Annotated in this window: 24 protein-coding genes; 10 read left to right on the forward strand and 14 right to left on the reverse strand. The window is 35.7% G+C overall.

The window, feature by feature from the left end; translation table 11 throughout:
* Positions 1-173 precede the first annotated feature (173 nt).
* The 4 genes from CEP47_RS01070 (at position 174) to CEP47_RS01085 (ending at position 4,150) form a co-directional block, all read left to right on the forward strand.
* Positions 174-446 (forward strand): chaperone NapD, encoded by a 273-nt coding sequence (locus tag CEP47_RS01070; RefSeq protein WP_261919817.1) that lies wholly within the window; start codon positions 174-176, stop codon positions 444-446.
* A 26-nt stretch (positions 447-472) separates the two neighbouring features.
* Positions 473-2,953 (forward strand): nitrate reductase catalytic subunit NapA, encoded by a 2,481-nt coding sequence (gene napA / locus CEP47_RS01075; protein WP_261919816.1) that lies wholly within the window; start codon positions 473-475, stop codon positions 2,951-2,953.
* Positions 2,954-3,051: 98 nt separating this feature from the next.
* Positions 3,052-3,507 carry a nitrate reductase cytochrome c-type subunit gene (locus tag CEP47_RS01080; protein WP_261919815.1) on the forward strand — a complete coding sequence of 152 codons (456 nt, stop codon included), beginning with the start codon at positions 3,052-3,054 and terminating at the stop codon, positions 3,505-3,507.
* 22 nt (positions 3,508-3,529) lie between these two features.
* Positions 3,530-4,150 (forward strand): cytochrome c3 family protein, encoded by a 621-nt coding sequence (locus CEP47_RS01085; protein WP_261919814.1) that lies wholly within the window; start codon positions 3,530-3,532, stop codon positions 4,148-4,150.
* A 75-nt stretch (positions 4,151-4,225) separates the two neighbouring features.
* Here CEP47_RS01085 and ffh read toward each other — a convergent pair whose 3' ends face one another.
* The gene (gene ffh, locus CEP47_RS01090) at positions 4,226-5,614 is read right to left on the reverse strand and encodes a signal recognition particle protein (RefSeq protein ID WP_261919813.1); all 1,389 of its coding nucleotides are present in this window, start codon (positions 5,612-5,614) and stop codon (positions 4,226-4,228) included.
* Between the two features lie 196 nt (positions 5,615-5,810).
* Here ffh and CEP47_RS01095 point away from each other — a divergent pair, with 196 nt between their 5' ends.
* The 3 genes from CEP47_RS01095 (at position 5,811) to CEP47_RS01105 (ending at position 8,812) form a co-directional block, all read left to right on the forward strand.
* Positions 5,811-6,611 (forward strand): cytochrome C assembly family protein, encoded by an 801-nt coding sequence (locus CEP47_RS01095; RefSeq protein ID WP_261919812.1) that lies wholly within the window; start codon positions 5,811-5,813, stop codon positions 6,609-6,611.
* An 83-nt stretch (positions 6,612-6,694) separates the two neighbouring features.
* Positions 6,695-7,957 carry an HlyC/CorC family transporter gene (locus tag CEP47_RS01100; RefSeq protein WP_261919811.1) on the forward strand — a complete coding sequence of 421 codons (1,263 nt, stop codon included), beginning with the start codon at positions 6,695-6,697 and terminating at the stop codon, positions 7,955-7,957.
* Between the two features lie 375 nt (positions 7,958-8,332).
* The gene (locus CEP47_RS01105) at positions 8,333-8,812 is read left to right on the forward strand and encodes a GlcG/HbpS family heme-binding protein (RefSeq protein ID WP_261919810.1); all 480 of its coding nucleotides are present in this window, start codon (positions 8,333-8,335) and stop codon (positions 8,810-8,812) included.
* Positions 8,813-8,952: 140 nt separating this feature from the next.
* Here CEP47_RS01105 and CEP47_RS01110 read toward each other — a convergent pair whose 3' ends face one another.
* From CEP47_RS01110 to CEP47_RS01170, 13 genes are all read right to left on the reverse strand, one after another.
* Complete coding sequence (locus CEP47_RS01110) at positions 8,953-9,912, reverse strand: peptidoglycan DD-metalloendopeptidase family protein (protein ID WP_261919809.1); 960 nt, start codon at positions 9,910-9,912, stop codon at positions 8,953-8,955.
* Between the two features lie 13 nt (positions 9,913-9,925).
* Positions 9,926-10,501: a YqaA family protein gene (locus tag CEP47_RS01115; RefSeq protein WP_261919808.1), complete on the reverse strand. Its 576-nt coding sequence runs from the start codon at positions 10,499-10,501 to the stop codon at positions 9,926-9,928.
* The gene (locus CEP47_RS01120; protein ID WP_261919807.1) at positions 10,498-11,127 is read right to left on the reverse strand and encodes a protein-L-isoaspartate(D-aspartate) O-methyltransferase; all 630 of its coding nucleotides are present in this window, start codon (positions 11,125-11,127) and stop codon (positions 10,498-10,500) included. Before CEP47_RS01120 ends, CEP47_RS01115 begins: the two co-directional genes overlap by 4 nt.
* A 16-nt stretch (positions 11,128-11,143) precedes the next feature.
* Positions 11,144-11,881 carry a 5'/3'-nucleotidase SurE gene (gene surE / locus CEP47_RS01125; RefSeq protein WP_261919806.1) on the reverse strand — a complete coding sequence of 246 codons (738 nt, stop codon included), beginning with the start codon at positions 11,879-11,881 and terminating at the stop codon, positions 11,144-11,146.
* A gap of 41 nt (positions 11,882-11,922) precedes the next feature.
* Positions 11,923-12,936, reverse strand: a complete 1,014-nt coding sequence (gene truD / locus CEP47_RS01130) for a tRNA pseudouridine(13) synthase TruD (protein WP_261919805.1) — start codon at positions 12,934-12,936, stop codon at positions 11,923-11,925.
* Between the two features lie 9 nt (positions 12,937-12,945).
* A complete protein-coding gene (gene ispF / locus CEP47_RS01135) occupies positions 12,946-13,431 on the reverse strand; it encodes a 2-C-methyl-D-erythritol 2,4-cyclodiphosphate synthase (RefSeq protein ID WP_261919804.1) in 486 nt (161 codons plus the stop codon).
* Positions 13,428-14,156 (reverse strand): 2-C-methyl-D-erythritol 4-phosphate cytidylyltransferase, encoded by a 729-nt coding sequence (gene ispD, locus CEP47_RS01140; RefSeq protein ID WP_261919803.1) that lies wholly within the window; start codon positions 14,154-14,156, stop codon positions 13,428-13,430. Before ispD ends, ispF begins: the two co-directional genes overlap by 4 nt.
* Entirely contained in the window at positions 14,156-14,440 is a 285-nt protein-coding gene (gene ftsB, locus CEP47_RS01145) for a cell division protein FtsB (RefSeq protein ID WP_261919802.1), read from the reverse strand. The genes ispD and ftsB overlap by 1 nt, the downstream gene beginning before the upstream one ends.
* A 121-nt stretch (positions 14,441-14,561) precedes the next feature.
* Positions 14,562-15,419: a 1,4-dihydroxy-2-naphthoyl-CoA synthase gene (menB, locus tag CEP47_RS01150; protein WP_261919801.1), complete on the reverse strand. Its 858-nt coding sequence runs from the start codon at positions 15,417-15,419 to the stop codon at positions 14,562-14,564.
* Positions 15,420-15,521: 102 nt separating this feature from the next.
* Complete coding sequence (ppx, locus tag CEP47_RS01155; RefSeq protein ID WP_261919800.1) at positions 15,522-17,024, reverse strand: exopolyphosphatase; 1,503 nt, start codon at positions 17,022-17,024, stop codon at positions 15,522-15,524.
* Between the two features lie 21 nt (positions 17,025-17,045).
* Positions 17,046-20,954 (reverse strand): autotransporter assembly complex protein TamB, encoded by a 3,909-nt coding sequence (tamB, locus tag CEP47_RS01160; RefSeq protein ID WP_261919799.1) that lies wholly within the window; start codon positions 20,952-20,954, stop codon positions 17,046-17,048.
* A 16-nt stretch (positions 20,955-20,970) separates the two neighbouring features.
* Positions 20,971-22,779 (reverse strand): autotransporter assembly complex protein TamA, encoded by a 1,809-nt coding sequence (gene tamA, locus CEP47_RS01165; RefSeq protein ID WP_261919798.1) that lies wholly within the window; start codon positions 22,777-22,779, stop codon positions 20,971-20,973.
* A gap of 196 nt (positions 22,780-22,975) precedes the next feature.
* Complete coding sequence (locus CEP47_RS01170; RefSeq protein ID WP_261919797.1) at positions 22,976-24,175, reverse strand: murein hydrolase activator EnvC family protein; 1,200 nt, start codon at positions 24,173-24,175, stop codon at positions 22,976-22,978.
* Positions 24,176-24,334: 159 nt separating this feature from the next.
* Between CEP47_RS01170 and CEP47_RS01175 the strand changes: the two genes are divergently transcribed.
* The 3 genes from CEP47_RS01175 to secB all read left to right on the forward strand — a co-directional run bounded on the left by CEP47_RS01175 (position 24,335) and on the right by secB (position 26,255).
* On the forward strand, positions 24,335-25,018 hold the full coding sequence (locus tag CEP47_RS01175; protein ID WP_261919796.1) for a 2,3-diphosphoglycerate-dependent phosphoglycerate mutase: 684 nt from the start codon (positions 24,335-24,337) through the stop codon (positions 25,016-25,018).
* Positions 25,019-25,185: 167 nt separating this feature from the next.
* Entirely contained in the window at positions 25,186-25,629 is a 444-nt protein-coding gene (locus CEP47_RS01180) for a rhodanese-like domain-containing protein (protein WP_261919795.1), read from the forward strand.
* A 41-nt stretch (positions 25,630-25,670) separates the two neighbouring features.
* Positions 25,671-26,255 (forward strand): protein-export chaperone SecB, encoded by a 585-nt coding sequence (secB, locus tag CEP47_RS01185; protein ID WP_261919794.1) that lies wholly within the window; start codon positions 25,671-25,673, stop codon positions 26,253-26,255.
* The last annotated feature ends 65 nt before the right edge of the window (positions 26,256-26,320 follow it).

A 26,320-nucleotide genomic window follows, 5' to 3' on the forward strand; every position in this document is an offset into this window, starting at 1 on the left:
GTCTTTTCTTTTAATATACCCATAAATGGGTACTCTTTGTGTGTTTATTCTATCGGATACTTATTAAGATAAATGAATAGGATTATTTCTTAGGTAACTTACATTTGAGATTGCTACTTAGAATAACAGCAAATATGAAATGAGTCAGCTTTTTAAGCTGTTGGAAAAGATAGATGAAAAATACAGTAACAATTGAAAATGCAAAAGAATGGCATGTTTGTAGTTTGATTGTACAGGGATTGCCAACGAAGTTAGCACAAATTAAACAGGCATTGTTAGCTATTTCATTGACTGAAATTTATGCTAGTGATGATCAAAATGGCAAGATAGTGGTAGTAATGCAATCGCACAATCAACGCCAATTATTACAACAAATAGAAGATGCTCGTAATATTGATGGTGTTATTACAGTATCGCTAGTTTATCACCAACAAGATGTAGAGTGATTGAAAATCTCGTGGGGGAGATGGAAATGAATTTAACGCGTCGTAATTTTATTAAATCTAATGCCGCAGCCGCAGCAGTAGCGGCTGCTGGAATGTCTATTCCTGTTAAAATGGTTGAAGCTGCAGAGCAATCAATTAAATGGGAAAAAGCGGTATGTCGTTTTTGTGGTACGGGTTGTGGTGTTTTGGTTGGTACTCAAAATGGTCGAGTAGTGGCATCACAAGCCGATCCAGAAGCAGAAGTAAATCGTGGTCTTAACTGTATTAAAGGGTATTTCTTACCTAAAATTATGTATGGTAAAGATCGTTTAACCCAGCCGTTATTGCGAATGAAAGATGGTCAATATTCAAAAGATGGTGAATTTCAGCCAGTAAGTTGGGATACGGCTTTCACAATCATGGCGGATAAATTTAAAACAGCGATGGCAAAAAATGGAAAAAATGCGGTTGGGTGTTTTACTTCTGGTCAATCCACCATTTGGGAAGGCTATGCTTTAAATAAGTTATTTAAAGCAGGTTTGCGTTCAAATAATGTTGATCCTAATGCTCGCCATTGTATGGCATCAGCCGCAGTTGCCTTTTTGCGTACCTTTGGTATTGATGAACCGATGGGGTGTTATGATGATATTGAGCATACTGATACCATGGTATTGTGGGGATCTAATATGGCAGAAATGCATCCAATTTTATGGTCTAGGATTGCTGATCGCCGTTTATCCCATCCTGAAACAAAGATTATTGTACTATCGACGTTTCAAAACCGTAGCTTTGAATTAGCAGATCACGGCATTGTTTTCACACCGCAAGCAGATTTAGCAATTTTAAATTACATTGCAAATTATATTATTCAGAATAATGCCGTTAACGAAGATTTCGTGACAAAACATGCTGTGTTTAAGAAAGGTGCGACAGATATTGGTTATGGTTTAAGACCAACTGATCCAAGAGAAAAAGCCGCTAAAAATCCGGGTAGCGGTAAAATGGAAGATATGACCTTTCAAGAATTTAAGGATTTTATCTCGGAATATACTTTAGAAAAAGCCCATCAAATTAGTGGTGTGGATAAAGATCAATTGGAATTATTAGCTAAAACTTATGCTGATCCAAATAGAAAGATTATTTCATTCTGGACAATGGGCTTTAATCAGCATAGTCGTGGTGTATGGGTCAACCATATGATCTACAATATCCATTTACTCACAGGTAAAATTTCTCAACCGGGTAGTAATCCTTTCTCTTTAACGGGGCAACCATCAGCTTGTGGTACGGCAAGAGAAGTTGGTACTTTTGCACACCGTTTACCAGCAGATCTTGTTGTAACTAATCCAAAACACCGTGCACATGCAGAAGAATTATGGAAGTTACCTGCGGGCGTCATTTCGGATAAAGTAGGTTACCACGCAGTATTGCAAGATCGTATGCTAAAAGATCAGAAAATGAATGTATTGTGGGTGATGTGTAATAATAATATGCAGGCGGGACCAAATATCCTCGCAGATCGATTAGAAGGTTGGCGAGCACCTGAGAATTTTATTATTGTTTCAGATCCATATCCAACAGTCAGTGCGTTATCAGCAGATTTAATTTTACCAACATCAATGTGGGTGGAAAAAGAAGGGGCATATGGTAATGCAGAACGTCGTACTCAATTTTGGCATCAAATGGTGAAAGGACCGGGAGAATCAAAATCAGATTTATGGCAATTAGTTGAATTTTCAAAGTATTTTACCACTGATGAAGTATGGCCAGCAGAAATTTTAGCGGAAAACCCTGATTACCAAGGTAAAACATTGTATCAGGTATTATTTACTAATGGACAGGTAGATAAATATCCATTAAGTGAGATTGGTGATCATCCGAATGATGAAGCTGCAGCATTTGGTTACTATATTCAAAAAGGATTATTTGAAGAATATGCATCTTTTGGACGTGGTCATGGTCATGATTTAGCCCCTTTTGAGATGTATCATCAAGCACGAGGTTTACGTTGGCCAGTAGTTGATGGTAAAGAAACATTATGGCGTTACCGTGAAGGTTATGATCCTTATGTTAAAACAGGGGAGGAAGTTGCTTTCTATGGGAAACCAGATAAACGAGCGGTAATTTTAGCCGTGCCTTACGAACCACCAGCGGAAGTACCAGATCAAGAGTATGATTTATGGCTTTCTACTGGGCGGGTATTAGAACATTGGCATACAGGAACAATGACTCGCCGAGTGCCTGAGTTACACCGTGCTTTTCCAACTAATGTGCTATATATGCACCCATTAGATGCACAGCAAAGAGGGCTACGCCATGGGGATAGAGCCTTAATTACTTCACGCCGAGGTCAGATGGAAACTGTAATTGATACACAAGGTCGTAATAAACCACCAAGGGGATTGGTGTTTACGATGTTCTTTGATGCAGGACAATTAGTGAACCAATTAACTTTGGATGCGACAGATCCTATTTCAAAAGAAACAGATTTCAAAAAATGTGCGGTTAAAGTAAGCAAAATTAGTTAATCCCATTTATGAAGGGCATTAAATTAATTTTGAATTAAATTCTAATTAAACCGAGATCAATTATTCAGTATGTTTCCATCATTCGGAGGAGTGATAAGATGAATAAAACTATCAAAGCAATATTATTTGCTACTATGTTTGTTGGTATGTCTGCTGTGGCAGCAATTAACCCAAATAATTCTATTTTAGAAAAGAAAGGCGTTGAGTTAGCAAAAGCTTCAGAAAATGTAGCCCCTGCATATCATCAAGTACCAAAATATCAAGAGGAAGATCCCTTAAATTATGTTAATCAACCGCCTTTAATCCCGCATAGTGTTGCAGGAATGCAGGTAACAAAAAATGTTAATCAGTGTTTGGATTGCCATAGTCCTGAAAATTCAAGAGTAACAGGTGCAACTCGAATTAGTCCAACGCATTTTGCTGGGCGAGATGGCGAACTACAAGCAACGACTTCACCACGTCGTTATTTCTGTTTGCAATGTCATGTTCCACAAACTAATGCAAAACCAATAGTTGGAAATGATTTTAAACCTGTATCAGGTTATGGTAAGTAAGGTGAAAATATAGGAAGCGTATATGTTGAATGAGAAAAAACCTAATATTTTCAAAAGAATATGGCATTGGTTTCGTAGCCCAAGTAAGCTTGCAGTGGGAACCTTATTGATAATCGGCTTTATTGCTGGAGTGGTTGGATGGGTAGGTTTTAACTATGGTTTAGAACAGACGAATACAGAAGAATTTTGTGTTAGTTGCCATAGTAAAGATGTCTATCAAGAGTATATCCATACTGTACATTATCAAAATAGTGCTGGGATCAAAGCTTCTTGCCCAGATTGCCACGTTCCTCATCAATTTATTCCGAAAATTGTTCGGAAAATTAAAGCTGCTCGAGAAGTTTATGCTCATTTTATGGGCTATACGGATACCACTGAGAAATTTAATGCTCGTCGTTTGCATATGGCAGAGCGAGAATGGGAACGTTTAAAAGAGAATAATTCACAAGAATGTCGGAATTGCCATAATTTTGAGAATATGGATTTTACACGTCAAAGACCAGTCGCTGCTAGAATGCATCGTTTAGCAATTGAACAAGGTAAAACTTGTATTGATTGCCATAAAGGAATTGCTCATCAATTACCTGATATGCACGGTTTACCGCCTACATTCAGTAATATCAGATCAGAGAAAGAGCAGTAATATCTTTCTTTAAAAGAGAATAAATAAAAGGGCTTTGGTTGTTACTAAAGCCCTTTAATAATACCGGAACATTAATTAACGTTTAAACATACCACCTAAACCGCCTAGGCTACCTAAACCACCACCCATAAGGCCTTTCATTCCTCGCATCATTTTTGCCATACCGCCTTTACGCATTTTTTTCATCATACGTTGCATATCATCAAATTGCTTTAACATACGGTTTAAATCTTGAACTTGTGTACCTGAACCTTGAGCGATACGGCGTTTACGTGAACCCTTGATGATGGCAGGATTTTGTCTTTCTTTGAAAGTCATTGAGTTGATCATTGCTTCCATACGGTTAAAGAGTTTGTCATCAACTTGACCTTTCACATGATCTGGTAGATTTTTCATACCGGGTAATTTGTCGAGCATTGACATCATTCCCCCCATTTTTTTCATTTCTAATAATTGTTCACGAAAATCTTCAAGCGTAAAATCATCTCCTTTCTTGAATTTATTCGCCATTTTTTCTGCTTTTTCTTGATCGACATTACGTTGTAGATCTTCAATCAACGACAGTACATCACCCATACCAAGAATACGAGAGGCAATGCGATCAGGGTAGAACGGTTCAAGAGCATCGGTTTTTTCACCCATACCTAAGAATTTAATGGGTTTACCCGTAATTTGACGGATCGAAAGTGCCGCACCACCTCGAGCATCGCCATCGACCTTTGTGAGAATAACACCAGTTAATGGTAGTGCTTGGTTAAAAGCTTTAGCGGTATTTGCCGCATCTTGACCTGTCATCGCATCAACAGTAAAGAGTGTTTCAATAGGATTTAGCACAGAATGAATTTGCTGGATCTCTTCCATCATTTCATTATCGACATGTAAACGCCCTGCGGTATCAACAATTAATACATCAAAGAATTTTAGTTTTGCTTCATTTAAGGCATTTTTGGCGATTTCGATAGGGTTTTGTGTTGTATCTGATGGATAGAATGTTGCGTCAACAGAATGGGCTAAGGTTTCTAATTGTTTAATTGCAGCAGGGCGATAGACATCAGCAGAGACCACCATAACTTTCTTTTTATGGTGTTGACGTAGGAATTTGGCTAGTTTAGCTACGCTAGTTGTTTTCCCTGCTCCTTGTAAGCCCGCCATTAAGATAACTGCAGGAGGTTGTGTCGCAAGCTCTAAATGATCATTTTTTTCGCCCATCGCTCGTTCAAGTTCTGCTTGAACAATTTTGATAAATTCTTGCCCGGGGGTAAGACTTTTATTGACTTCAACACCGATTGCTCGTTCTTTAACTTTGTTAATAAATTCCCGTACTACTGGCAAAGCCACATCAGCTTCTAACAATGCCATTCGTACTTCTCTTAGTGTTTCTTTAATATTGTCTTCGGTTAAGCGTCCTTTACCGCTGATATTACGTAGTGTTTTGACGAGACGATCAGATAAATTCTCAAACATAAATTGTCCTAAGGTTAGAGACCAACACTGAGATTATGATAAGTTGTGTTGATTTGATGGAGGCTAAAAAATAATGTTCAGCATTATACTAAAATTTCATCTCTTTTCATCATTTTAGCTGGCTTAGGCTAGAAAAATAGGATGAAAACTGCTATTTTGCATATTATTTTCATTTGCATATTGAGAGCGTATTGATATGTTGTGGTTTGTTGGTGTCGCCATTTTTGCCTATTTAGTTAGTATTTTGTCGATTACACCGGTGTTAGTCAAAGCTCAACAAGGTGGACGAGAAAAACCAAGTAAAATGCGTGTTTTTTTTGTGGCGTGGATTGCAGTATTAACGCACTTTGCCAGTCTATATTATCTTTTCTTTAATGTTGCAGGTGGAGATGGACAGAATTTTAGTTTACTAAATGTTGCATCTCTTGTTGTTGCTGTCGTTGCAATGTTAATGACTTTAGCTATTTGGTGGGTAAATACGTTATGGTTTATTTTACCAGTGGTCTATATCTTAGCTATTTTAAGTTTATGTTTTTCAGTATTTATCCCAACAAGTTTTATTAAGCATTTAATTGAAAATCCCGGTTTATTGTTACATATCTTTTTATCGTTAGTTTCCTATGCTGTTTTTTTGATTAGTATGTTATATGCCATCCAGCTTAGCTGGTTAGATTATAATCTTAAAACGAAGCGAACCGCACTTTCACCAGTATTACCCCCATTAATGCGAGTTGAAAAACAGTTTTTTGGTTTAGTATGGTTAGCCGAAAGCTTACTGACTTTTGCCTTAGTCAGTGGTGCAATTTACTTACCAGAATTTTTCTTTGCTGATCAAATTCAGAAAGCAGTATTCTCTTTTGTCGCTTGGATTGTCTTTGCCATTTTATTATATGGGCATCATCTTCTACATTGGCGAGGAAAAAAGGTGCTTATCTATATGGTTTCAGGTATGATCTTGCTTACCTTTGCTTATTTTGGTAGTCGGTTAGGCTTATAATCGAATCGCCTACTTTTGGTGGTGTAGATTTGTTTGTTTCAATAACAACTGCACTGATGATTAATTTAATATAGGACTTTATTTTGGATAATACCCCCCTTAGTAGTTTATTTATTATTTTATTCTTACTTTTGATTCTCTCTGCTTATTTTTCTAGTTCAGAAACCAGTTTATTATCGTTAAACCGTTATCGTATGCGGTTTTTAGCGGATAAAGGACATAAAGGTGCAAAGAAAGCAGAAGTTTTATTGAAAAAAACAGATGTTTTACTAAGTTTCATTTTAATTTTTAATAACTTAGTAAATATTATGGCTTCAGCTATTGCCACCGTAATTGGAATTCGTTTATATGGTGATGCAGGTGTTGCAATTGCCACAGGATTATTAACTTTTGTGATGTTAGTTTTTGCTGAGATTTTTCCAAAAACAGTCGCAGCACTTTACCCTGAAAAGGTAGGTTTCTTTAGTAGCCATATTCTAACACCGTTATTGAAACTCTTTTTACCTTTAGTCTATTTTGTTAATTTCTTTACAAATGGTTTAATGCGATTATTTGGGCTTAAATCAGAAGATAAAGGGCATTCGATTAGTTCTGAAGAGTTACGCAGTATTGTAAATGAATCCGGTAAGTTTATTCCAAGAGCACACCAAGAAATGCTATTGTCTATTTTAGATATGGAAAAAGTTACGGTGGATACAATTATGGTTCCTCGGAATGAGATAGGTTGCATTGATATTGATGATGATTGGAAATCAATTATGCGACAATTAAATCATGCCGCACATAGTCGGGTGGTTTTATATAAAGGCAATATGGATGAAAATATTGTTGGTATGTTACGGGTACGAGAAGCATATCGTTTAATGTTGGATAAAAATGAATTTAGCAAAGAAACGTTGATTCGAGCGGCGGATGAAGTTTATTTTATTCCTGAGGGAACATTATTAAATGCCCAGTTATTGAATTTTCGTAATAATAAAGAGCGAATAGGTTTAGTGGTTGATGAATATGGGGATATTAAAGGTTTAGTTACTTTAGAAGATATTTTAGAAGAGATTGTAGGCGAATTTACTACTTCTAATGTACGTTCGATTGAAGAAGAAATTAGTAAACAAGCAGATGGATCTGTTTTAGTCGAAGGATCAGCAAATATTCGTGATTTGAATAAGATCTTTGATTGGCAACTAAGCACTGATGGTCCGAGAACTTTCAATGGACTGATTTTAGAACATTTAGAAGAGATACCAGCGGAAGGAACAGAATGTCAGATTGATGATCTCTTTATTACAATTCTAGAGGTCAGAGATAATATGATTAAACGTGCTAAAGTAGAGAAACTAGTTTAGTTTTCTTTGGTTATTCTTTTTCTTTATGAGGCTTTTTTGCATATTGTGAAAAAGCCTTATTTTTATGTTAGAAAGTATATTATAAAACCGTATTATGAATATTTTATCTGTATTAAATATTTTAATTTTATTTACAATAAATTGATATTTTCTTGTACATAAATAAACATTTCTTTATTTATTAACTTGTTAGTTTTAAATACTACTTTCTAGGTAATTAAATATAAATATGATTGATAGTAATAGGTTTATTTTTTATATTTTACCTACCTTTTAGGTATTTTGAGGGGTGTTTTTTAATAAAAATAAATTGTTTTTTTATTAAGTAATGAAACACTGGATATATGATCTCTTTTATTATTTTAAGGGTATTTTATGAAAAAATTTTTTATGATTCTATTAGCAATGTTTCTACCTGTTTTATCAATTGCAGATCCAAATATTGTCAGAAAACCAGTACTCACTATTGAGCAAGTAGAAGGTATGATCAATGCTGCACAAAAAGAGGCTAAAAAGCATAAATGGAATGTTACAGTAACAGTTGTTGATGCTTCAGGGGTTATTTTGGGGGTACTTAGAAATGATAATGCAGGGGTTCATACGATAAGAGCGAGTTATAAAAAGGCTTATACGGCAGTTTCACAAAAGAGAACAACGAAATCTATTAGTGATGGCATCAAAGAAGGCAAAATCCCAGCAGGTCTTCAATATTTAAATGAAAACTTTTCATTCTTAGATGGTGGTATGCCGATTATACTTGATGGCGTTGTTGTTGGTGGTATTGGCGTTGGTGGTGCTCACGGTTCACAGGATATTCAAGTTGCCGAGGCAGGCTTAGCATTTTTAAAAAAATAATTAATTTTGATAGTTTAAATATTAATAACAGCGTTATTTTACTAACGCTGTTATTTTTTGATTAATTAGTAGGAGATAAAACACTTAAATTGAATAAAATCCTGAAGAAAAAGGTTTACAGGATTTTTTTGAAGCATACATTATTTTGGTAGATAGTTAATTGGATTAACTGACTTACCTTTATAGCGAATCTCAAAATGCAGTTTTACAGAATTCGTGCCTGAACTTCCCATTTGTGCGATTTGTTGCCCTGCTGTAACACGTTGTTGATCTTTTACTAAGATATTTTCGTTATGGGCATAGGCACTTAGATAATCGTCATTATGTTTAATGATAATTAAGTTGCCGTAACCACGTAGTGCATTTCCTGCATATACCACCTGACCGGGGGCTGTGGCATAGATTGCTTGTCCACGAGAACCTGCAATATCAATACCTTTGTTACCACCATCAGCTGTTGAAAAACCTTGAACAATTTTTCCTTTGGTTGGCCAAGTCCAACGAATTGCGGAATTATTGATTGTAGTTGGTTTTACAGGTGGGATTGTTTTAACTGTTTGTGTTGTTTTGTTAGTTGTAACAGGTTTTGGTTCAGTTTTAACAACAGGTTGTGGTTGAGGGTTGGCGGTATTATTTGCCGCATTTGTTTGTTTGAGTTCTAATACCTGACCAATACTTAGGGAATATGGTGGTTGAATATGGTTTAAGTTGGCTAACTCTTGAACGTCCATACCTGAAATATAGGAAATGAGATAGATAGAATCGCCTTTCTGTACAGTATAAGTTTTGCCTTTGTAGGCACCTTTCTCAATTTTACTATAGTCTGGTTTATTTGTTTCTGGATCACGAGGGATAGTGAAATTTTGTTGCTGATAGTGTATTTCACGTGGTGAAATAGTAGTATTAGCTTTAAAATGATCATTTTCTGTTGATGTTCGCTGTACTTGGGGTTCCCAAGTATTGTTATTATTGTAAACAGGTTGGTATGTTCCCGGTGCAAGGTTACTGTTAGCATTGATGATTGGTGCTGGATTTTGTCCAGTACTACAACCTGCTATCACTAGAGTGACAAAAGGCAAAAGTAAAAATGGTTTTTTCATAAAAGATAAATCCTTATTTAATTAGAAAATAAGCGAATATTGCTAATACTATAACGCTCCAACCAATGATTTCAATAGAATGACGGATTTGAGCTGAAAAGCGTTGCCCACCCCAAGCAGAGAGTTTGGCAACTAATAAAAAACGTAATGTTCTAGATAATAAAGACATTAATATAAAAGGAAGAAATGCCATTTGTAAGGCACCTGCACAGATGGCAAAAATTTTATAGGGAATAGGGGCAAATCCTGCAACAAAGGCGACCAAAATGCCCCATTGTTGAAACCAGCTTACCGCAAGATCCCAAGCAGATTGATATCCCCATTGGTTGAGGTAATCTTTAATTAAATCAAAAGCATAATATCCGATAAGATACCCGACTATTCCCCCTACGGTAGAGGCTAAACCAGCATATAAGCCATAACGGAAAGCTTGATTGGGTTTTGATATTGCCATGGGAATGAGCATAATATCAACAGGTAACGGAAAGAAGATTGCCTCAATAAAACTGACCACGAGTAACCAGAATGTTGCCCAACGGTGCTTTGACCATTGGATTAATTTATCGTAGAGAGAACCAAAGAGCTTCATTCCGTTTCTCCTTTAACGAGAGGTACAAATTTTACTGTTTCTATGTTTTCGACTTGAAATTGCTGTTGATGACGGGTAATTCGCTTTAACATTTGATGATGTTGATCACCCACAGGTAGAACTAAACGTCCGCCATCAGCAAGTTGTTCGAGTAAGGCGTGAGGGATAGAGTTTGGGGCTGCAGTAACAATAATGGCATCAAAAGGTGCATACGCTAACCAGCCTTGCCAACCATCATCGTGTTTTAATGTGATATTGTAAAGATCGAGCTTTTTTAAACGGAGCATTGCTTGCCATTGTAGCTCCTTAATCCGTTCAACGCTAAATACTTGCTTTGCCAGTTTTGCTAGAATAGCAGTTTGATAGCCACAACCTGTACCAATTTCTAATACTTTATCTTGTTTATTTAGTTGCAAGAGAGACGTCATAAGTGCAACGGTATAAGGCTTTGAAATGGTTTGCCCGTGTCCAATGGGTAAGGAGATATTCTTACAGCTTTGGCGAGCAAAAACCGTTTCAATAAAGTTTGCCCGAGGGGTGTCATACATTACTTGTAGGACAGCTTGATCCTGAATGCCTTGAGCATACAGGGCTTCGATCATTTCCCGTTGTTCAACCGTTGACATAATCTTTCTTTATCGCTTATTTATCTAACCATTGTTGTAAATTGGCTAAAGAGTGATGGGCGGTCATATCAGCTTGAATAGGTGTTAATGAAACATAACCATTTGCAACGGCATGGAAATCCGTCCCTTCACTTGTATTTTCTGGTAGTCCAGCTGGACCAATCCAATAAATCACTTCATCACGAGGATCTTTTTGCTTGATAATTTCGCCTGCGGCTGCACGGTAGCCTAAACGTGTAACTTGCAATCCTTTGAGTTGATCATAGGGTAAGTCTGGTACATTAATATTCAAGATTTCTCGTGATTTTAGCACTGAAGTATGTAGTTTAGGGATAAGTTCACAGACCACTTGTGCAGCGGTATCATAATGTTGACGTCCATCAAGTGAAACGGCAATTGATGGTAAACCTAAATGGCGTCCTTCAAAGGCTGCCGCAACAGTACCTGAATACAGCACATCATCACCCATATTACAACCTGCATTAATGCCAGATACGACTAGGTCAACTTGCCCTGCTAAGATTTGATTCAAACCTAAATAAACACAGTCGGCAGGTGTGCCATTTAGACAGTAATCACCATTATCTAAATGACGAGGACGTAAAGGTTCAATCAAGGTCAGAGAATTTGATGCCGCACTGCGATTTCTATCTGGTGCGATAATGGTTACATCGGCAAATTTGCGTAAGTGGTAAGCTAATACTTGAATTCCTTCAGCGTGATAACCATCATCGTTACTTAATAAAATTCGCATAATTTTTCTCCTTCTTTTTTATTGAGTGATTGAATATGTTGTTAAACGATTAAGGCAATTTCACGCACTAAAGCCGTTGCATAACTACCTGTGGGTAAGAAAAACTGTAAGTTTAACCCATCGCTAGTAAATTGCCAGTCTAATTGTTGTGGTAGGCAAAGTGCCGCCCTTCTTGCACTTTTTACTCGTTCAAATTGCATTAATTTTAGCAAATTAGCATAAGGCATCACTAAATGTTGTTCATATTCGGGCAAACATTGTGGGGCATCATCACCGATTAGTGGTGCAGTGATATTCAGATCTTGTTGTTCTAAACGTTGTTGTAATTCGACTAAATTATTTTGCGTTTTATCTGCAATAAACCAACTTTGAGAGCCTTGTAATTGGAGAATATCATTTGGTAATACTTGACGAATTAATCCTTGTTCCAGCCGTGCGGAGAGAAGTTGGTTAAAGACTTCACTGCGTGCTGCGGAAAGATAAAAGCTACGTTTTTTTCGATCTTTAATTTTAATTTCACCTTTTGCCCAACGATAAGCTTGTGCTAGGTTATTGCCATTATGTCCAAAGCGTTGCTCGCCAAAATAATTTGGAAAGCCATAGATTTTGAGCGTTTCTAAACGTTGGACTAATTCTGGGGTAGCACTCAGATCTCTTAAGAGTAAGGAAAACCAATTCCCTTTTAGGCTGCCTATGCGAATTTTACGTTGATGGCGTGTTATAGCTAAAATTTCGATACCGTTTAGATTAAATTGGCTAAAATCGGGTGTTTCTTGTCTGGGTAAGTGTAAGCAGAACCATTGTTCAGTGATTGCGTGCCGATCTTTTAAGCCTGCATAACTGACAGACTTGGCTGGAATACCTGCAAATTGAGCTAATTTCTCGGCAACAAAGAGGGTATTACAATCTGTTTTTCGTACTTTTACTACAACGAATTCACCTTCACCACTAAAGGGATAGCCTAATTCTTCTCGCACTATAAAATCGCTAAATTGAGCTTTTAAACGAGCGGTTTGGCTTGGTTTTCCTTGTAAGTAAGCGAGTTGTTCTAACATTTTTTGCCCTTATTTTGCATTGGCAGGATATAGAAGAACAACTGCTTCACACGCAATTCCTTCACCACGTCCTGTGAAACCTAATTTTTCGGTTGTCGTTGCTTTAACATTAACTTGTTCTAAACTGCAGGTTAAATCCTGAGCAATACAAGCTCGCATTGCATCAATATGTGGTCGCATTTTTGGGGCTTGAGCGATAATGGTTAAGTCTATATTACCTACTTGATAACCTTTTGCTTGTACTTGTCGGTATGCTTCTTTTAATAATTCACGACTATCTGCACCTTTATAAGCGGGATCTGTATCAGGAAATAATTTCCCAATATCTCCTAGTGCCACAGCACCAAGTAACGCATCTGTAAGGGCATGTAGTGCAACATCGCCATCAGAATGGGCAAGTAAACCTTGATCGTAAGGAATTTGTACGCCGCCAATAATTAAAGGGGGAGTACCACCAAAAGCGTGTACATCAAAACCGTGTCCAATTTTTATCATATTTTATCTCGATGTTGTTGGGTTAAATAAAACTCTGCTAGGGCTAAATCTTCTGGACGTGTAATTTTTATATTATCACTTCGTCCGACTATCAATAAAGGTTGTAATCCATATTGTTCGATTGCTGAGGCATCATCAGTGATTTCTAATCCCTGATTTTTTGCTTGTTGTAATGCTTGTTTTAATAGTTTTGCAGGGAAGAATTGAGGTGTCAGAGCATGCCATAACTGATTGCGATCTTCTGTTTGCACAATTTTTTGTGTTAAATTCGAGCGTTTAAGGGTGTCAATCACTGGTGTTGCTAAAATTGCACCACTAGGGTTGGTTATTTTGATTAATTTATCTAGGTCTTGGTGAGTGATACAAGGGCGAGCGGCATCATGTACGAGAACCCAAGCCTTTTCATCTACGTTTTGCAAGGCGTTATAAACAGAGTCAGCTCGGCTATCACCACCTAGCACAACTTGAATTTTAGAATGTGGTAATAGGGTTAAAGTAGATAGATAAGGATCATTTTTCGCAACAGCTAAAATAATAGTATCAATATGAGGATAGTTTAAGAGTTGTTCTAGAGTATGTTCTAAAATCGTTTTATTGTGAATTTTCAGATATTGTTTCGGTTTATTTGCCTGCATACGAGAACCAATGCCAGCAGCAGGAACAATAGCAATAATTTTAGGTAAATTGCTTAGCGTAGAACAAGAAAAATCTGTTTTTAATTTCATTATTGTTTTGAACTAGATATAAGACGATAGAAAATTTCATTGGGCTTAATCATATCATAATTCTGTCTTGCTCGCTCTTCAACAGCACTACCATCTGCTTTTTTTAAGTCCATGATTTCTGCTCGTGAGAATTCATTTTCTTGTTTTAATTTTTCATTGATCACTTTTTGTTGATTAATTTCTTGTTGTACAGCTTGATAAGTTCTATATCCATTTTTACCAAACCATAGGTTATATTGAAACAGCACAAGAATACTCGCAAGTACTAAAATAAACAAACGCATTGTTTAATCCTATTGAATGAAAAATATTTTCTTTTTGAAAAGGGTAAAAGTAAAGGTACTCTGACTGTTAAGAGAAGAGTACGGTTATTATCATAACGATAATAACCGTGTTGATCAAAGATTAAGGATTACGTTTAAATTTACTGAAGTCAGGTTCACGTTTTTGATTAAAGGCGTTACGTCCTTCCTGTCCTTCTTCTGTCATATAAAATAACATAGTTGCATTACCTGCTAATTCTTGTAAGCCTGCTTGTCCATCGCAATCAGCATTGAGTGCAGCTTTAAGGCAACGAAGTGCGATTGGACTATTGCGTAATATTTCACGACACCAACGAACCGTTTCTTTTTCGAGATCAGCATATGGAACAACTGTATTCACTAACCCCATCTCTAAAGCTTCTTGTGCGTTATATTGACGACATAAGAACCAAATTTCACGTGCTTTCTTTTGCCCTACTATTCGAGCCATATATGAAGCACCAAAACCACCATCAAAAGAACCTACTTTAGGACCAGTTTGCCCAAAAATGGCGTTGTCAGCAGCAATAGTAAGATCACAGATCAGATGTAAAACGTGTCCACCACCAATCGCATAACCAGCAACCATTGCAATTACAGGTTTTGGACAGGTACGAATATCACGTTGGAAATCTAATACATTTAGGTGGTGTACACCTTGATCATCTTGGTAACCGCCGTAATCACCCCGTACTTTCTGATCGCCACCTGCACAGAATGCCTTTTCCCCTTGCCCTGTTAATACAATTACACCAATTTTTTCATCGAAGCGAGCATCAGAAAATGCTTGGATCATTTCTTTTACTGTTTGTGGACGAAACGCATTTCTAATATGTGGGCGATTAATGGTGATTTTGGCAATACCATCAGTCGATTTATGATATAAGATATCTTCATATCCTGCGCTATGATCTTGCCATTCAATAGGTGCATATAAAAGTTCTTCTTTTGGATATAGCATAAAAGTTCCTTATTTATTGAGATAATTAGCGGTAAAGCTCCAGTATTCTACGGTAGTTTACTTAAATTGCATATTTCATCTTGATAATCTTTGCAGTTTTTTTCAACTCGCTAACGTTAATGTAATGCCAACGTTAGTAAGTTGTTGACTTTCATTGATTAAATTTTGTTGAATTAATGGATTTTGCCTTAAATAGTCAACATCTACTTTTATTTCCCATTTTGTTGGATTTATACAATTTAATGTAATATTTTCACACCGTTTAGTCGCTTGGCGAGTGGTATTAAATAATACTGATAGACGAAATAAAATGAGAGCGGTAAGTACATCTTGGGAATGATAGCGATTAAAATGGGGAAGGTTATCAAGTTTGAATTCTTTTAAATGATAATGAGCGAATGTGGCAAGTAATTTTTGCTGTTCACTGTCAAAGCCCGGTAATGACATATTTTGGAGCAGATAAGCGGAATGGTATTGTAGATTTTCGTGGTTAATTACTAAGCCAATTTCATAAGTTTTTGCTGCATAAGATAATAGTTGTTCTATTTCAGTGAGAGTTTCAGGTTTTTGCCATTGCGTTACTTGTGGTATTAACTGTTTTAGCGTGTAGTCAACACGTTCACTTTGAAGAGTATCAAGATTAAATTGTTGTATGAGAGCATCAAGGGTACGTTGACGGATATCTTGTACGGCAAATTGTGTTTCAAAGGTATAAATGATCCCTTCACGTAAGGCACCAGATGAGTAACGCATACTCGCAATATTAAAGCAGTCAAAAATAGCCATTAAGATAGCTAAACCCGGAATGAAAACATCTACCCTATTTGGATTTAGCCCTGATAGTTGTAAATCGTTAAAATGTTTAACCTTGGTGGTTTCTTGAATTAACCAGGTTAAACCTTTTGCTGTGATTAAGCCGTCTTTAGCACCATTGGCAGTTAATACCTGACTCACCGTTTTGATCGTCCCAGATGAACCTAAAACATATTGCCAGCCTAATTGACAATATGCTTTTTGTAATGATGATAGTTTTTCTTTTGCTAATAAGTAAGCTTGTTGAAAATGGGTTTGGCTGATACAGCCATTAGTAAAAAAACGTTTCGCAAAACTTACACAGCCCATATGACAGCTTTCTGCTCGTAGTGGTGTAAAATTATCACCAATAACTAATTCTGTTGAGCCACCTCCAATATCAATCACGAATTTTCGTCCTTGTTCGGGTTGAGTATGAGATGCACCTGCATAGATAAGCCTTGCTTCTTGTTGTCCACTAACAATGTTAATTGGATAAGGAAAAACTTGGCTAGCTTGCTCTAAGAACTGTTGTTTATTTAATGCTCGACGTAAGGTATAAGTACCTATTACTTTAACATTTTCAGTAGGAAAGCCTTGTAAGCGTTTTGCAAAGAGTGCAAGGCAAGCAACACCACGATCTATCGCTTCTTGACTTAAAAAACGATCTTGATTTAATCCTTTGGCTAATTGGACTTTTTGTTTTAAGCGAGAAAGAATTTGCACTGAACCATTTACGATACGGGCTATAATCATATGAAAGCTATTCGAGCCTAGATCTATAATCGCAATTTCTCGGATATTATTTTGCATATTTTATCTCCCATAGATATTTTATCGTTCAAATTGATACAGTAAGTCAACAGCTTGATTTGTGCCAGAAACAGATTGAATATAAAGTTGTGGGAATAGGCGATACCGCAGTGTTAATTGTGCTAGTGGTTCAAACAAACCAATACCGTATTTAACTTGTAAGCGAGGTGTAATATAACCACTGACTATCACTTGCGATTTATCCCCACCACCTTGTGTTTCAAGGTTTAAATTCTGAATACCAAATGTTTCCCCTAATTTACCTACTAATTGGCTACTTTGTGCTAATCCTAAACCGATTAACGCCGTACCAACAGTATTATTTGCACCATTATCATCAGCAGCTAAAGAATGACCTGTTAATAAATAAGATAGTGCATTATCTTGTGACATTGCAGGATCAGAAAAAACAGATACCTGTGGTGATTCAGCTGATCCTGTTACTTTAATACCTGCAATCACATTATCTTCAATGGACTTAGGATTGCGGATTGCTTCTATATTGATGAATGGTTGTGATGGTAAACCAGAAAAACTAATTTGTCCTTTATTGATTAATAAATCTTGCCCAAAAGAAGTGTATCGACCTTGAATCAGGTTCACTTGTCCAAATAATCCGAGATTTTGCTGTTCTTGTCGTACATTTAAAATACCACTGATATAACTTTTTAAGCCATAGGCATTAATTTTTACTTCTTTCTCAATATTCACTTGAATATTAGCTCGTAGTGCCATTTCATTTGTTTTGCTTGCAGGCGGTTGATTATTTTTATTTAAGATAACCTCATCACTACTAACTTTAACAGCACTTTCTGGAAGTTGGTTGATATTGATATTACCAGTTGGAATATTAACCTGCCCAGTTAAGTTGAGTAATTTAGGTGTTGCTTGAATTTGAATATTTGGGCTAACAGATAAGTTTGCAAAAGGTAAAATTGCTAATTGAAATTTTTGAGCATTGATCTTGAGATTACTATACCAATCAGAAGATTTTGACCAACCTGCATCACCAACGAGGTTTAATTGATCCTCTTTGTTAGAGATAATTTTGCCGTTAATTTTAGATTGATTGCCATTAAAAGTTAAATTTAATTGCCCCTTCTTAATATCAAAAGGTAGGGATTGGAGAGAAGCTTGTAGATGGTTTAAATCGATAGTTCCATACAGTAATGGATTAAGTAGTGAACCTGTAAATTTTAGTTGACTATTTAATTCACCTTTCAGTTTTTCATTTTTAAATAATAATGGTTGGAGAAAATCTAATTTTAGCCCGCTAAGTTGCAATGTACCATTTAGGTTTCGTTGTTTTTCTAAATCATCGATTTGGATTTGGCTATTTAATTTTCCTTGTTGGTTGAGATTAAGGATTGCTTGTAAGGATAAATTATTATCCGCCAGTTTACTGTGGAGATTGATTTGATCGAATTTAAAATTGATTGTCCGATAATTTAATTTTTGTTTTAAGTGAATTGTTGAACTAGTAAAGTCTAGGTTTAAGTTTGCGGGTTTCTGTTTAAACCAAGCGACATTACCTGCTAGATTAAAATTTCCTAATAGCGAAGTATCGCTAGGTAGAAATTTTTGTAGAAAATGTAGGTTTGCATTTTGGCTAATAAATTCTATTTTTCCTTCTTGTCCTAAAATCAGGGGTTGTGGAAAGCACAGTGGTAAACTTTGGTTTTTCCAGCAATGGGCAGAAATAGTGGTAAGTTGTTGTTGATTATTGTAAGTCAGATCAATGATTTGATTATTATTGAATAACCCCACAGGAGTGGTTAAATTTGCATTCAGGAGTTTGCCTTGCCAACGTTGTTGTGGTTGATCAAAACGACCTTGTAAGTCTAAATTTAAGCTAATAGGCGATCCTTTAAGATTGAGCGTTAAGCTGTGTTGTTGTTCATTACCTTGTGCCTGTAATTTGATCTGGCTTAAATTCAGTGTATTGCCATAAAGAAAGTTATTCGCCTGAAGGTCCAATTTTCCTGCAATTTGATTTTGCTGGTGATTAATATCACTTGTTAAATGAAAATTTTGTAATGAAAATTGTTGAAAACGTAAGTTATTGCCTTGTAAATCTGCTATCAAGATAGGATTAAATAACTGTCCTTGAAGTTTTAAAGTACCATTTAAAGTCGCAGTAAGATGCGGAATTAAGCCAGTTAAATTTGGTGCATTAATTTTTGCTAAGAAATCGGAGTTTTTACCTAAATGCCCTTTAAAATAGAGATGATTATTGCCGTAATATAGATCTAAACCAGTGGTATTAAGTAATACTTGTGGTGGTGTTACGTTTAAATTCCCTGTTAATAGTAAAGGTTTATGGTTGAATACCCCTTTGAGATGAATATCATCAAGTGTTAATTGCAGGTTTTGATGTTCAATGGTACCTGCTACCTTGACTTCACCAGACAAGGTTGATTGCCAAGACTTGGTGTTAAGGTAATCTTCAAGATGTAATTGATCTGGTTTTAAATTTGCTCGCCAATGAATCGTCTTTTCCCAGTCAATCTTGCCATCAAGTTGTAAACTTCCTCGTAAAGCCTTTATATTCGCTTGTGTGATTTGAAAAAAGGTTGGTGTACCTTCCCCATTGATATTAAGGGTTAGCTTAGGGCTGTATAATCCTGCAACTTGCCCAGTTAAATTAAGTTGATATTTTAATAGGTTACCAGTGAGATTGAGATCTAGATTAGTCAGGTGTAATTGGTCAGTTTTCGGATCTTGTTTTGGTTGTAATTGCAGTGGGTAATGTGCTTGTTTTATGTTTAGGCGTAAATTAAAAGGGGTACGCTCTTGGTTTAAATTAATAACGGTGTCTAGTGTTAAATCTGCAAGACCACTAGTAGCAAGGTGTAATTTGGATTGCCCTATCAAATTTCCTGTTGCTGAAAGCTTAATTGTACTAGCAGGAATCTGTTGTTGATCAGGTAAAGCGAGTTGGTTGCGTTGTAATAGTTGGTTTAATTCCTCTGTGGTATGCCCTGTTACAGCCAATTCAAAGGGAAAAGATGAACTAAATTGTGCGTTACCATTTATTGTTAAATTACCAATTGGGCTGAAGGCTGCCAGTGTGATATTTTTAATTTGCTCTGGGGTTGCAGCAAGATTAAGTTGTAATCTATCAAGGATAAAAGGTGAAGCGGTTGGATCAGGGTAATATTGCCAATTTTCTCCTTGTATCTTTTCAAGAGTAATTGCAAAAGGTAATTTAACACTGCTTGTTGGCGATAACAGTGGTTGAGTTAATTGTTCTTTTAGTTTATTCCAATCTAAAGGGGAATCTAGACGAGTAGCTTGTGAACTCGTTACTTTGTTAGATGTAGCCTGAATAAAGGTTAGCCCTTGAATAATTGTAGGGGCTATATATATCCCTTCTTGATCACCCGTTTGAACAGCTGTTTCAAAATGTTTTAGCTTTAATTGGCGCTGGTTAAGATTAAGGGATAACTGGTTTATCTCTAATTGATTGAGAGTAATAGAGGGTAGCTTGATTACTTTCTGCTGATCTTCTGGATTCGCTGCAGTTTCTGTAGTATTAACAGTATGAATATCAATCTGCGGTTGTTGTAAGCTTATCCGCTTAATACAGAGATGCTGGTTTAAAAGGCAGGAAAAATCTATTTGTAAATCCGCTGTCGCAAGTTGGATATTAAAATCCTCGCTGTGATAGCGTAGATCTTGTATCTGCAGCCCCTGTTGTAAGTTACCAGTTACCTGTTTAATACTAAGATCATTAATCCAATAAGTCGCAAGTTTTATTAATCCACGTTGCCCTACACCTGTACTAAGTAAAAATGAACTGGTGATACCAAAGAATAAAAAAAGTAAAAAAATAATCCACATACAACGATGCCATAAAGTATGTTTTTTTTTCACTTGCGTATTTTTTTCTTTTTCTACCACTGTTGGATCTTGGCTCTCTTTCTTCATTTTTTGTCCTAATTAGTTATAACTCTGCCCCTAAACCAATATAAAATTCAACATTTTTATTTTTGTGTCGTTGAGTATTAACTGGGGTAGCCACATCAAATTTTACTGCTCCAATCGGGGTATGCCAGCGAACACCAACACCAGCACCTTTGCGTAAATTTTTAGGCGAAAAATTATTCGCTGCGAAACCTGCATCGTAATAGATCGCTCCCCACCATTTTGGTAAGAGTTGATATTGATATTCTAAACTTGCAGTAAATAGTCGTGTACCACCAATTAATTTCCCATTATGGTTTCTTGGAGCAATACTATTATATGAATAACCACGAATACTGCGATCACCACCAGCGAAGAAACGTAAGGTTGGTGGGATTTTATCAAAGTTATTTGTGGCTAAATAACCTAATGATGCTCGCGTAATGAGGCGATGTTTGGTCGCAAAAGTACGCAACCAAGTCGTTGATGCTTGCAGTCGATAAAAATTAATATCCGATTTCCATAATTTTTGCCCGATATCAAGCTGAATTTTCTGTGAATCTCCCCAAGTTGGGAATAACCCACCACGAATACGAGTACGGTTGAATCCGATTGTTGGGTAGATAAGCATACTTTGTTCCGTCAGACCACCCTGTGTAAAATTATCACGTCTGACTTTCACACCAGCAAATGTTTGCCAGCCGTTTTCTCTATTCCAATAGCGTAAAGTTGCTAAAGTCAAAGCTTGTGTTTTGGTATCTTTATCTCGCTCTCTTTCGCCACCAATAGCAATTTCATAATAGTAGTTAAGAGGGTTTTTGGATAAGGGGATTTGATATAGCATCTCGATAGTTTGTTTCGGAGATGAAAGATACAAATTTGATGAAAAACTTTGCCCTCGACTATTAATCCATGGTTTTTTCCAACCAAATTGTAAACGAGGACCTATATCTGATGCATAGCCAATCCCTATTTCATAACGATTTTTAGGACGAGGTTGCATTAACACTTTTAAATTAATCAGATCGTTAGGTTGAATACTCGGTTGGACAACAACGGAACGAAACCAGTTAGTTGAAGAAAAATCTGCGGTTAATTTAGAAATATCTTGTAAAGAATAGGGATCACCACTTTTGATTTGTAACATATTAGTTAAGTAATCGTCACGGATTTGTGCACCTTCAAAAGTAATTTTTCCATATTTATAGCGATTGCCGCTATTAAAAACTAATTGCCAGTAAGCAGCGTGTTTATCAGGATTCACTTCTAATTGATGGCGTTCAAATTTAGCATTGAAATAACCTAGACTGACAGCCGTTTTTTTTAAATTATCTTTGTAATTTTCATAAGTTTCTTGGTTTAAAATCGTGCCTTTCTGAGGAATATCTTTTAATAGTGCTTGGAAGATAGGATTGTCTTTGGCCTCACCTTCTAGTTTGATATTAATTGCTGCAATACGGACAGGTTCCATTAATTTGACTGTTGCAATTAATACGCCAGTTGTTTTCGTTTTTGGGTGAAGTGTAAATTCAATTCTACTATTAAAATAACCTAATGCACGTAGTGCTTGATCAATATTTTCACTGACTAGCTGGCGATAACGTTCAGAATCTTCTGCATCAGTGGTGTTTAATGCAGCAAGATATAACTTAACATTATTATTAAGATCTTGATTATTAATGCCTTGTACTTTTAGTTCTACGGTGTAATTTTGTGTTTGCAGATTTTTTAGAGAATCAAAAGTGAGAGTTTCTTGGCTTGAATGATACGTGGTAGTGAATCCAGCTATAGGTGTTATTGTCAGAAAGAAAGTGCAAGAAAGCATATAAAGTAACGAATTATGCCGCATTTTATTTGAATCCTTATCAGTAAGTGACAATCTCTTTCTACTGGAATGGTTATATCAAAGAGGTAAGTATAATAACGATAAAATCTCTAGTAAATTATTATTTTAAAAAGAAGAGGTTAGGGAAAATTGATTGCTGCTGTTTGCGTCTCACTAAGCTATCAAATAACCGCTATTGCTAGCGGTAAACAATGTTGAATTAACGTTGTAGCCAATTAAGCGGATTATATGGTACTCCTTTATGACGAATTTCAAAGTAAAGGGCGGTTTGATCTTGTCCACCGCTACTGCCAACTTCAGCAATTTTTTGTCCTGCGGTAACGTAATCCCCTATTTTTACATCAATCGCCTGATTATAGCCATAAATTGTCATATCATTTTTACCATGAGCGATAACGACAACTAGACCATAACCTTGCAACCAATTAGCTAAAATGACTCGTCCAGATGCAATAGCAGTAACAGGGCTACCTTGAGGTGCTTGAATGACAATACCTTTCCAACGTAATTCGCCAATTTGTGTTTGGTTGAAGTAATGTAGGATAGTGCCTTTTACTGGGCGAGGATATTGCTGTTTAGCGATACCTAGTCCTTGTTCAGAATCATGTTTAAGTTTTGCTTCTTGGGTTGAACTTTCAATTTGAATAGTTAATTGTTGTTCATTTTTTCGTAGTGTTTCTAGACGTTGTTGATCTTGTTCTAAATTATTATTTAATTTTATCAAGGTTTGTTCTCTCTGCTGCCGCAGTTGTTCTAAATTAAGCTTTTTATTTTGTTGTTGTGTAATGTTTTGTTGCTGTTGAGTTTGTTGTTGAATTAATAATAAACGTTGTTTTTCAAGATGCTGTTTATCTTGGTTTAATTGTTGTAATAATGATAATTTAACTTGGTTAAAAGTAGCATAATATTGTTTGATACGTTCGCTTGAACGTGCATTTTCTGAGAATAATTTCTCAATTAATGAAGGATTAAGATTTTGTTGATAGGCGGTGGTAATAAGTAAGCCTAATTGTTCTTTTTGTTGTTGTATTTTTGCTTCTAACTTTTTAATTTTATTCTGATTTTCTTGAATACTTGATTTTAGCTTTTCAAGTTGTTGTTGTTGCTGTTGTAGTTGTTTAATCGTTTGATTGATTTGTTCTTCTTGAAATTGAAGGGCTTGTAACAAAAATTGTTGTTGTTTTTTCTGTTCTGAAATTTTTTGTTGTTGTTGGGTTAGTTGTAATTTGAGTTGTGCCAAATTTTTATCTGCTTCATCAGCGAAACTCAGATGAGAAAAGCAAAAAATGATAATAGTGAAGATCCCTGATAAAAAGATAGATTTTTTATCTCTTGCTTCTTTTTTATTCATAGAAGATTGACAAGGCAATATCGGTAAAATTGAGCGAAATAATATCATAAATTAGCTTTATTTTCTTTTGATTAAGATGGTTTATTGTAGGTGTTTTTTTGCGAAAGATCAGCAAACAAGGATAATTACACTGAAAACTATTTAAAAAAAAGTGGTTTTTTGTTATAAAAGGCGACAGTTTTTTTGAGTTATTTTTAGGAGAAAATTATGAAATTAGTATTTATCCGTCATGGTTTAAGTGAATGGAATGCGTTAAATCTTTTCACAGGTTGGCGTGATGTAAATCTTAGCGAGAAAGGTATTGAAGAAGCAAAAGTTGCTGGTAAAAAATTAAAAGAAGCGGGTTTTGAGTTTGATATTGCATTTACTTCAGTTTTAACTCGTGCTATTAAAACCTGTAATATCGTACTAGAAGAATCTAATCAATTATGGGTGCCACAAATTAAAACTTGGCGTTTAAATGAACGTCATTATGGTGGTTTACAAGGCTTGAATAAAAAAGAAGCGGCTGAAGAACATGGTGATGAACAAGTACATATTTGGCGTCGTTCTTATGATGTTTTACCACCAGCATTAGCAAAAGATGATCCAAATTCTGCACATAATGATCGCCGTTATAAACATTTATCAGCAGATGTTGTTCCTGATTGTGAAAATTTAAAAGTGACTTTAGAACGTGTATTACCTTTCTGGGAAGATCAAATAGCACCAGCCTTATTGGATAAAAAACAAGTTTTAGTTGCTGCTCATGGAAATTCTTTGCGTGCGTTAGCAAAACATATTGAAGGTATTTCAGATGAAGGGATTATGGATTTAGAAATACCAACAGGGCAACCGTTAGTCTATGAATTAGATGATAATTTGAAAGTAGTGAAAAAATACTACTTATAAAATTAAGAATGACTGAATAAAAACACTTTCTAGATCGCATAGAAAGTGTTTTTTACATAAAAAAACGTATAAAAACGAATTTCTATCTAGGTTTAGATTGTTTAATAGGGTAAAGTGCGGTTATACTTATACTACTTTTTTGTCAGTGGAAACGAGAATAAAGATTTATGGATGTATTAATTCCAAAAGTAATAGCTTTCGCAACACAGCATTTAGTACTAGTTGGTGCGTGGGTTATTGTTTTTTTTGCCACAATTTTTGTTTTTATCAAAGAAGCACTTTCTAGTGTAAAAGAAATTGATAATCAAGGTTTAACATTCTTGGTAAATAAAGAAAATGCAGTAGTAATTGATATTCGTTCATTAGATGAATTTAACCAAGGACATATTGCTGGTAGTTATCAATTTTTACCTACGGATATTAAAAACCGTAATATTGGTAAAATTGAGCAGTATAAAGAAAGACCTGTTATTGTGGCTTGTGCAAATGGTTTTAATGCACGTGGTATTGCACAGGAATTGTATAAACAGGGCTTTACTCACGTTTATAATTTAAAAGAAGGTATTACTGGCTGGCGTGTTGCAAGTTTACCTTTAGTTAGAAAACATTAATTTACATTTTTTATTAATCTCATTTAATAAGGATTTAGAATATGGCTAAAAAAAATAAAGCTGAAGCAGCAAAAGGTGCATCTAAAGAGAAAAAACAACAAGAAGAAGCTGTTGTAGTAAAAGAAGAAGTTGCTGCAACTACTGAGCAACCTGAGGCACAGCAAGAACAAGCTCAGCCAGTATTGCAAATTCAGCGTATTTATGTAAAAGATGTGTCTTTTGAAGCACCTCATTTACCTCATTTATTCCAACAAGAATGGAAACCACAACTTAAGTTTGATCTAAATACTGAGACAAATCAATTAGCTGAAGATCTGTATGAAGTGGTTTTAAACCTTTCTGTTGAAACAACTTTAGAAGATAGTAATGAAGTTGCATTCTTATGTGAAGTGAAACAAGCGGGTGTCTTTACAGTAAGTGGTTTTGATGATATTCAGTTAGCACATTGCTTAATTTCACAATGCCCAAATACTTTATACCCTTATGCTCGGGAATTAATTTCTAACTTAGTTAACCGTGGTACATTCCCTGCATTAAACTTATCTCCTGTGAATTTTGATGTTCTATTTATGGAATATTTACAACGTCAACAGGCAGAAGCAGAAGAAGCTGAAAAAGCACAATAAGGTTAGAGACATTTACTATTATTAAGTCGATTTCTGTTACACTAAAGGCACCTTGATGGTGCCTT

Source organism: Mergibacter septicus (genome assembly GCF_003265225.1).
Taxonomy (GTDB): Bacteria; Pseudomonadota; Gammaproteobacteria; order Enterobacterales; family Pasteurellaceae; genus Mergibacter; species Mergibacter septicus.

Bases quoted from the DNA above. Each gene is read 5' to 3' on its own strand.
- CEP47_RS01070 (WP_261919817.1), top strand. From the start codon at position 174: ATGAAAAATACAGTAACAATTGAAAATGCAAAAGAATGGCATGTTTGT.
- napA (WP_261919816.1), top strand. From the start codon at position 473: ATGAATTTAACGCGTCGTAATTTTATTAAATCTAATGCCGCAGCCGCA.
- CEP47_RS01080 (WP_261919815.1), top strand. From the start codon at position 3,052: ATGAATAAAACTATCAAAGCAATATTATTTGCTACTATGTTTGTTGGT.
- CEP47_RS01085 (WP_261919814.1), top strand. From the start codon at position 3,530: ATGTTGAATGAGAAAAAACCTAATATTTTCAAAAGAATATGGCATTGG.
- ffh (WP_261919813.1), bottom strand. From the start codon at position 5,614: ATGTTTGAGAATTTATCTGATCGTCTCGTCAAAACACTACGTAATATC.
- CEP47_RS01095 (WP_261919812.1), top strand. From the start codon at position 5,811: ATGTTGTGGTTTGTTGGTGTCGCCATTTTTGCCTATTTAGTTAGTATT.
- CEP47_RS01105 (WP_261919810.1), top strand. From the start codon at position 8,333: ATGAAAAAATTTTTTATGATTCTATTAGCAATGTTTCTACCTGTTTTA.
- CEP47_RS01110 (WP_261919809.1), bottom strand. From the start codon at position 9,912: ATGAAAAAACCATTTTTACTTTTGCCTTTTGTCACTCTAGTGATAGCA.
- CEP47_RS01115 (WP_261919808.1), bottom strand. From the start codon at position 10,501: ATGAAGCTCTTTGGTTCTCTCTACGATAAATTAATCCAATGGTCAAAG.
- CEP47_RS01120 (WP_261919807.1), bottom strand. From the start codon at position 11,127: ATGTCAACGGTTGAACAACGGGAAATGATCGAAGCCCTGTATGCTCAA.
- surE (WP_261919806.1), bottom strand. From the start codon at position 11,881: ATGCGAATTTTATTAAGTAACGATGATGGTTATCACGCTGAAGGAATT.
- truD (WP_261919805.1), bottom strand. From the start codon at position 12,936: ATGTTAGAACAACTCGCTTACTTACAAGGAAAACCAAGCCAAACCGCT.
- ispF (WP_261919804.1), bottom strand. From the start codon at position 13,431: ATGATAAAAATTGGACACGGTTTTGATGTACACGCTTTTGGTGGTACT.
- ispD (WP_261919803.1), bottom strand. From the start codon at position 14,156: ATGAAATTAAAAACAGATTTTTCTTGTTCTACGCTAAGCAATTTACCT.
- ftsB (WP_261919802.1), bottom strand. From the start codon at position 14,440: ATGCGTTTGTTTATTTTAGTACTTGCGAGTATTCTTGTGCTGTTTCAA.
- menB (WP_261919801.1), bottom strand. From the start codon at position 15,419: ATGCTATATCCAAAAGAAGAACTTTTATATGCACCTATTGAATGGCAA.
- ppx (WP_261919800.1), bottom strand. From the start codon at position 17,024: ATGCAAAATAATATCCGAGAAATTGCGATTATAGATCTAGGCTCGAAT.
- tamB (WP_261919799.1), bottom strand. From the start codon at position 20,954: ATGAAGAAAGAGAGCCAAGATCCAACAGTGGTAGAAAAAGAAAAAAAT.
- tamA (WP_261919798.1), bottom strand. From the start codon at position 22,779: ATGCGGCATAATTCGTTACTTTATATGCTTTCTTGCACTTTCTTTCTG.
- CEP47_RS01170 (WP_261919797.1), bottom strand. From the start codon at position 24,175: ATGATATTATTTCGCTCAATTTTACCGATATTGCCTTGTCAATCTTCT.
- CEP47_RS01175 (WP_261919796.1), top strand. From the start codon at position 24,335: ATGAAATTAGTATTTATCCGTCATGGTTTAAGTGAATGGAATGCGTTA.
- CEP47_RS01180 (WP_261919795.1), top strand. From the start codon at position 25,186: ATGGATGTATTAATTCCAAAAGTAATAGCTTTCGCAACACAGCATTTA.
- secB (WP_261919794.1), top strand. From the start codon at position 25,671: ATGGCTAAAAAAAATAAAGCTGAAGCAGCAAAAGGTGCATCTAAAGAG.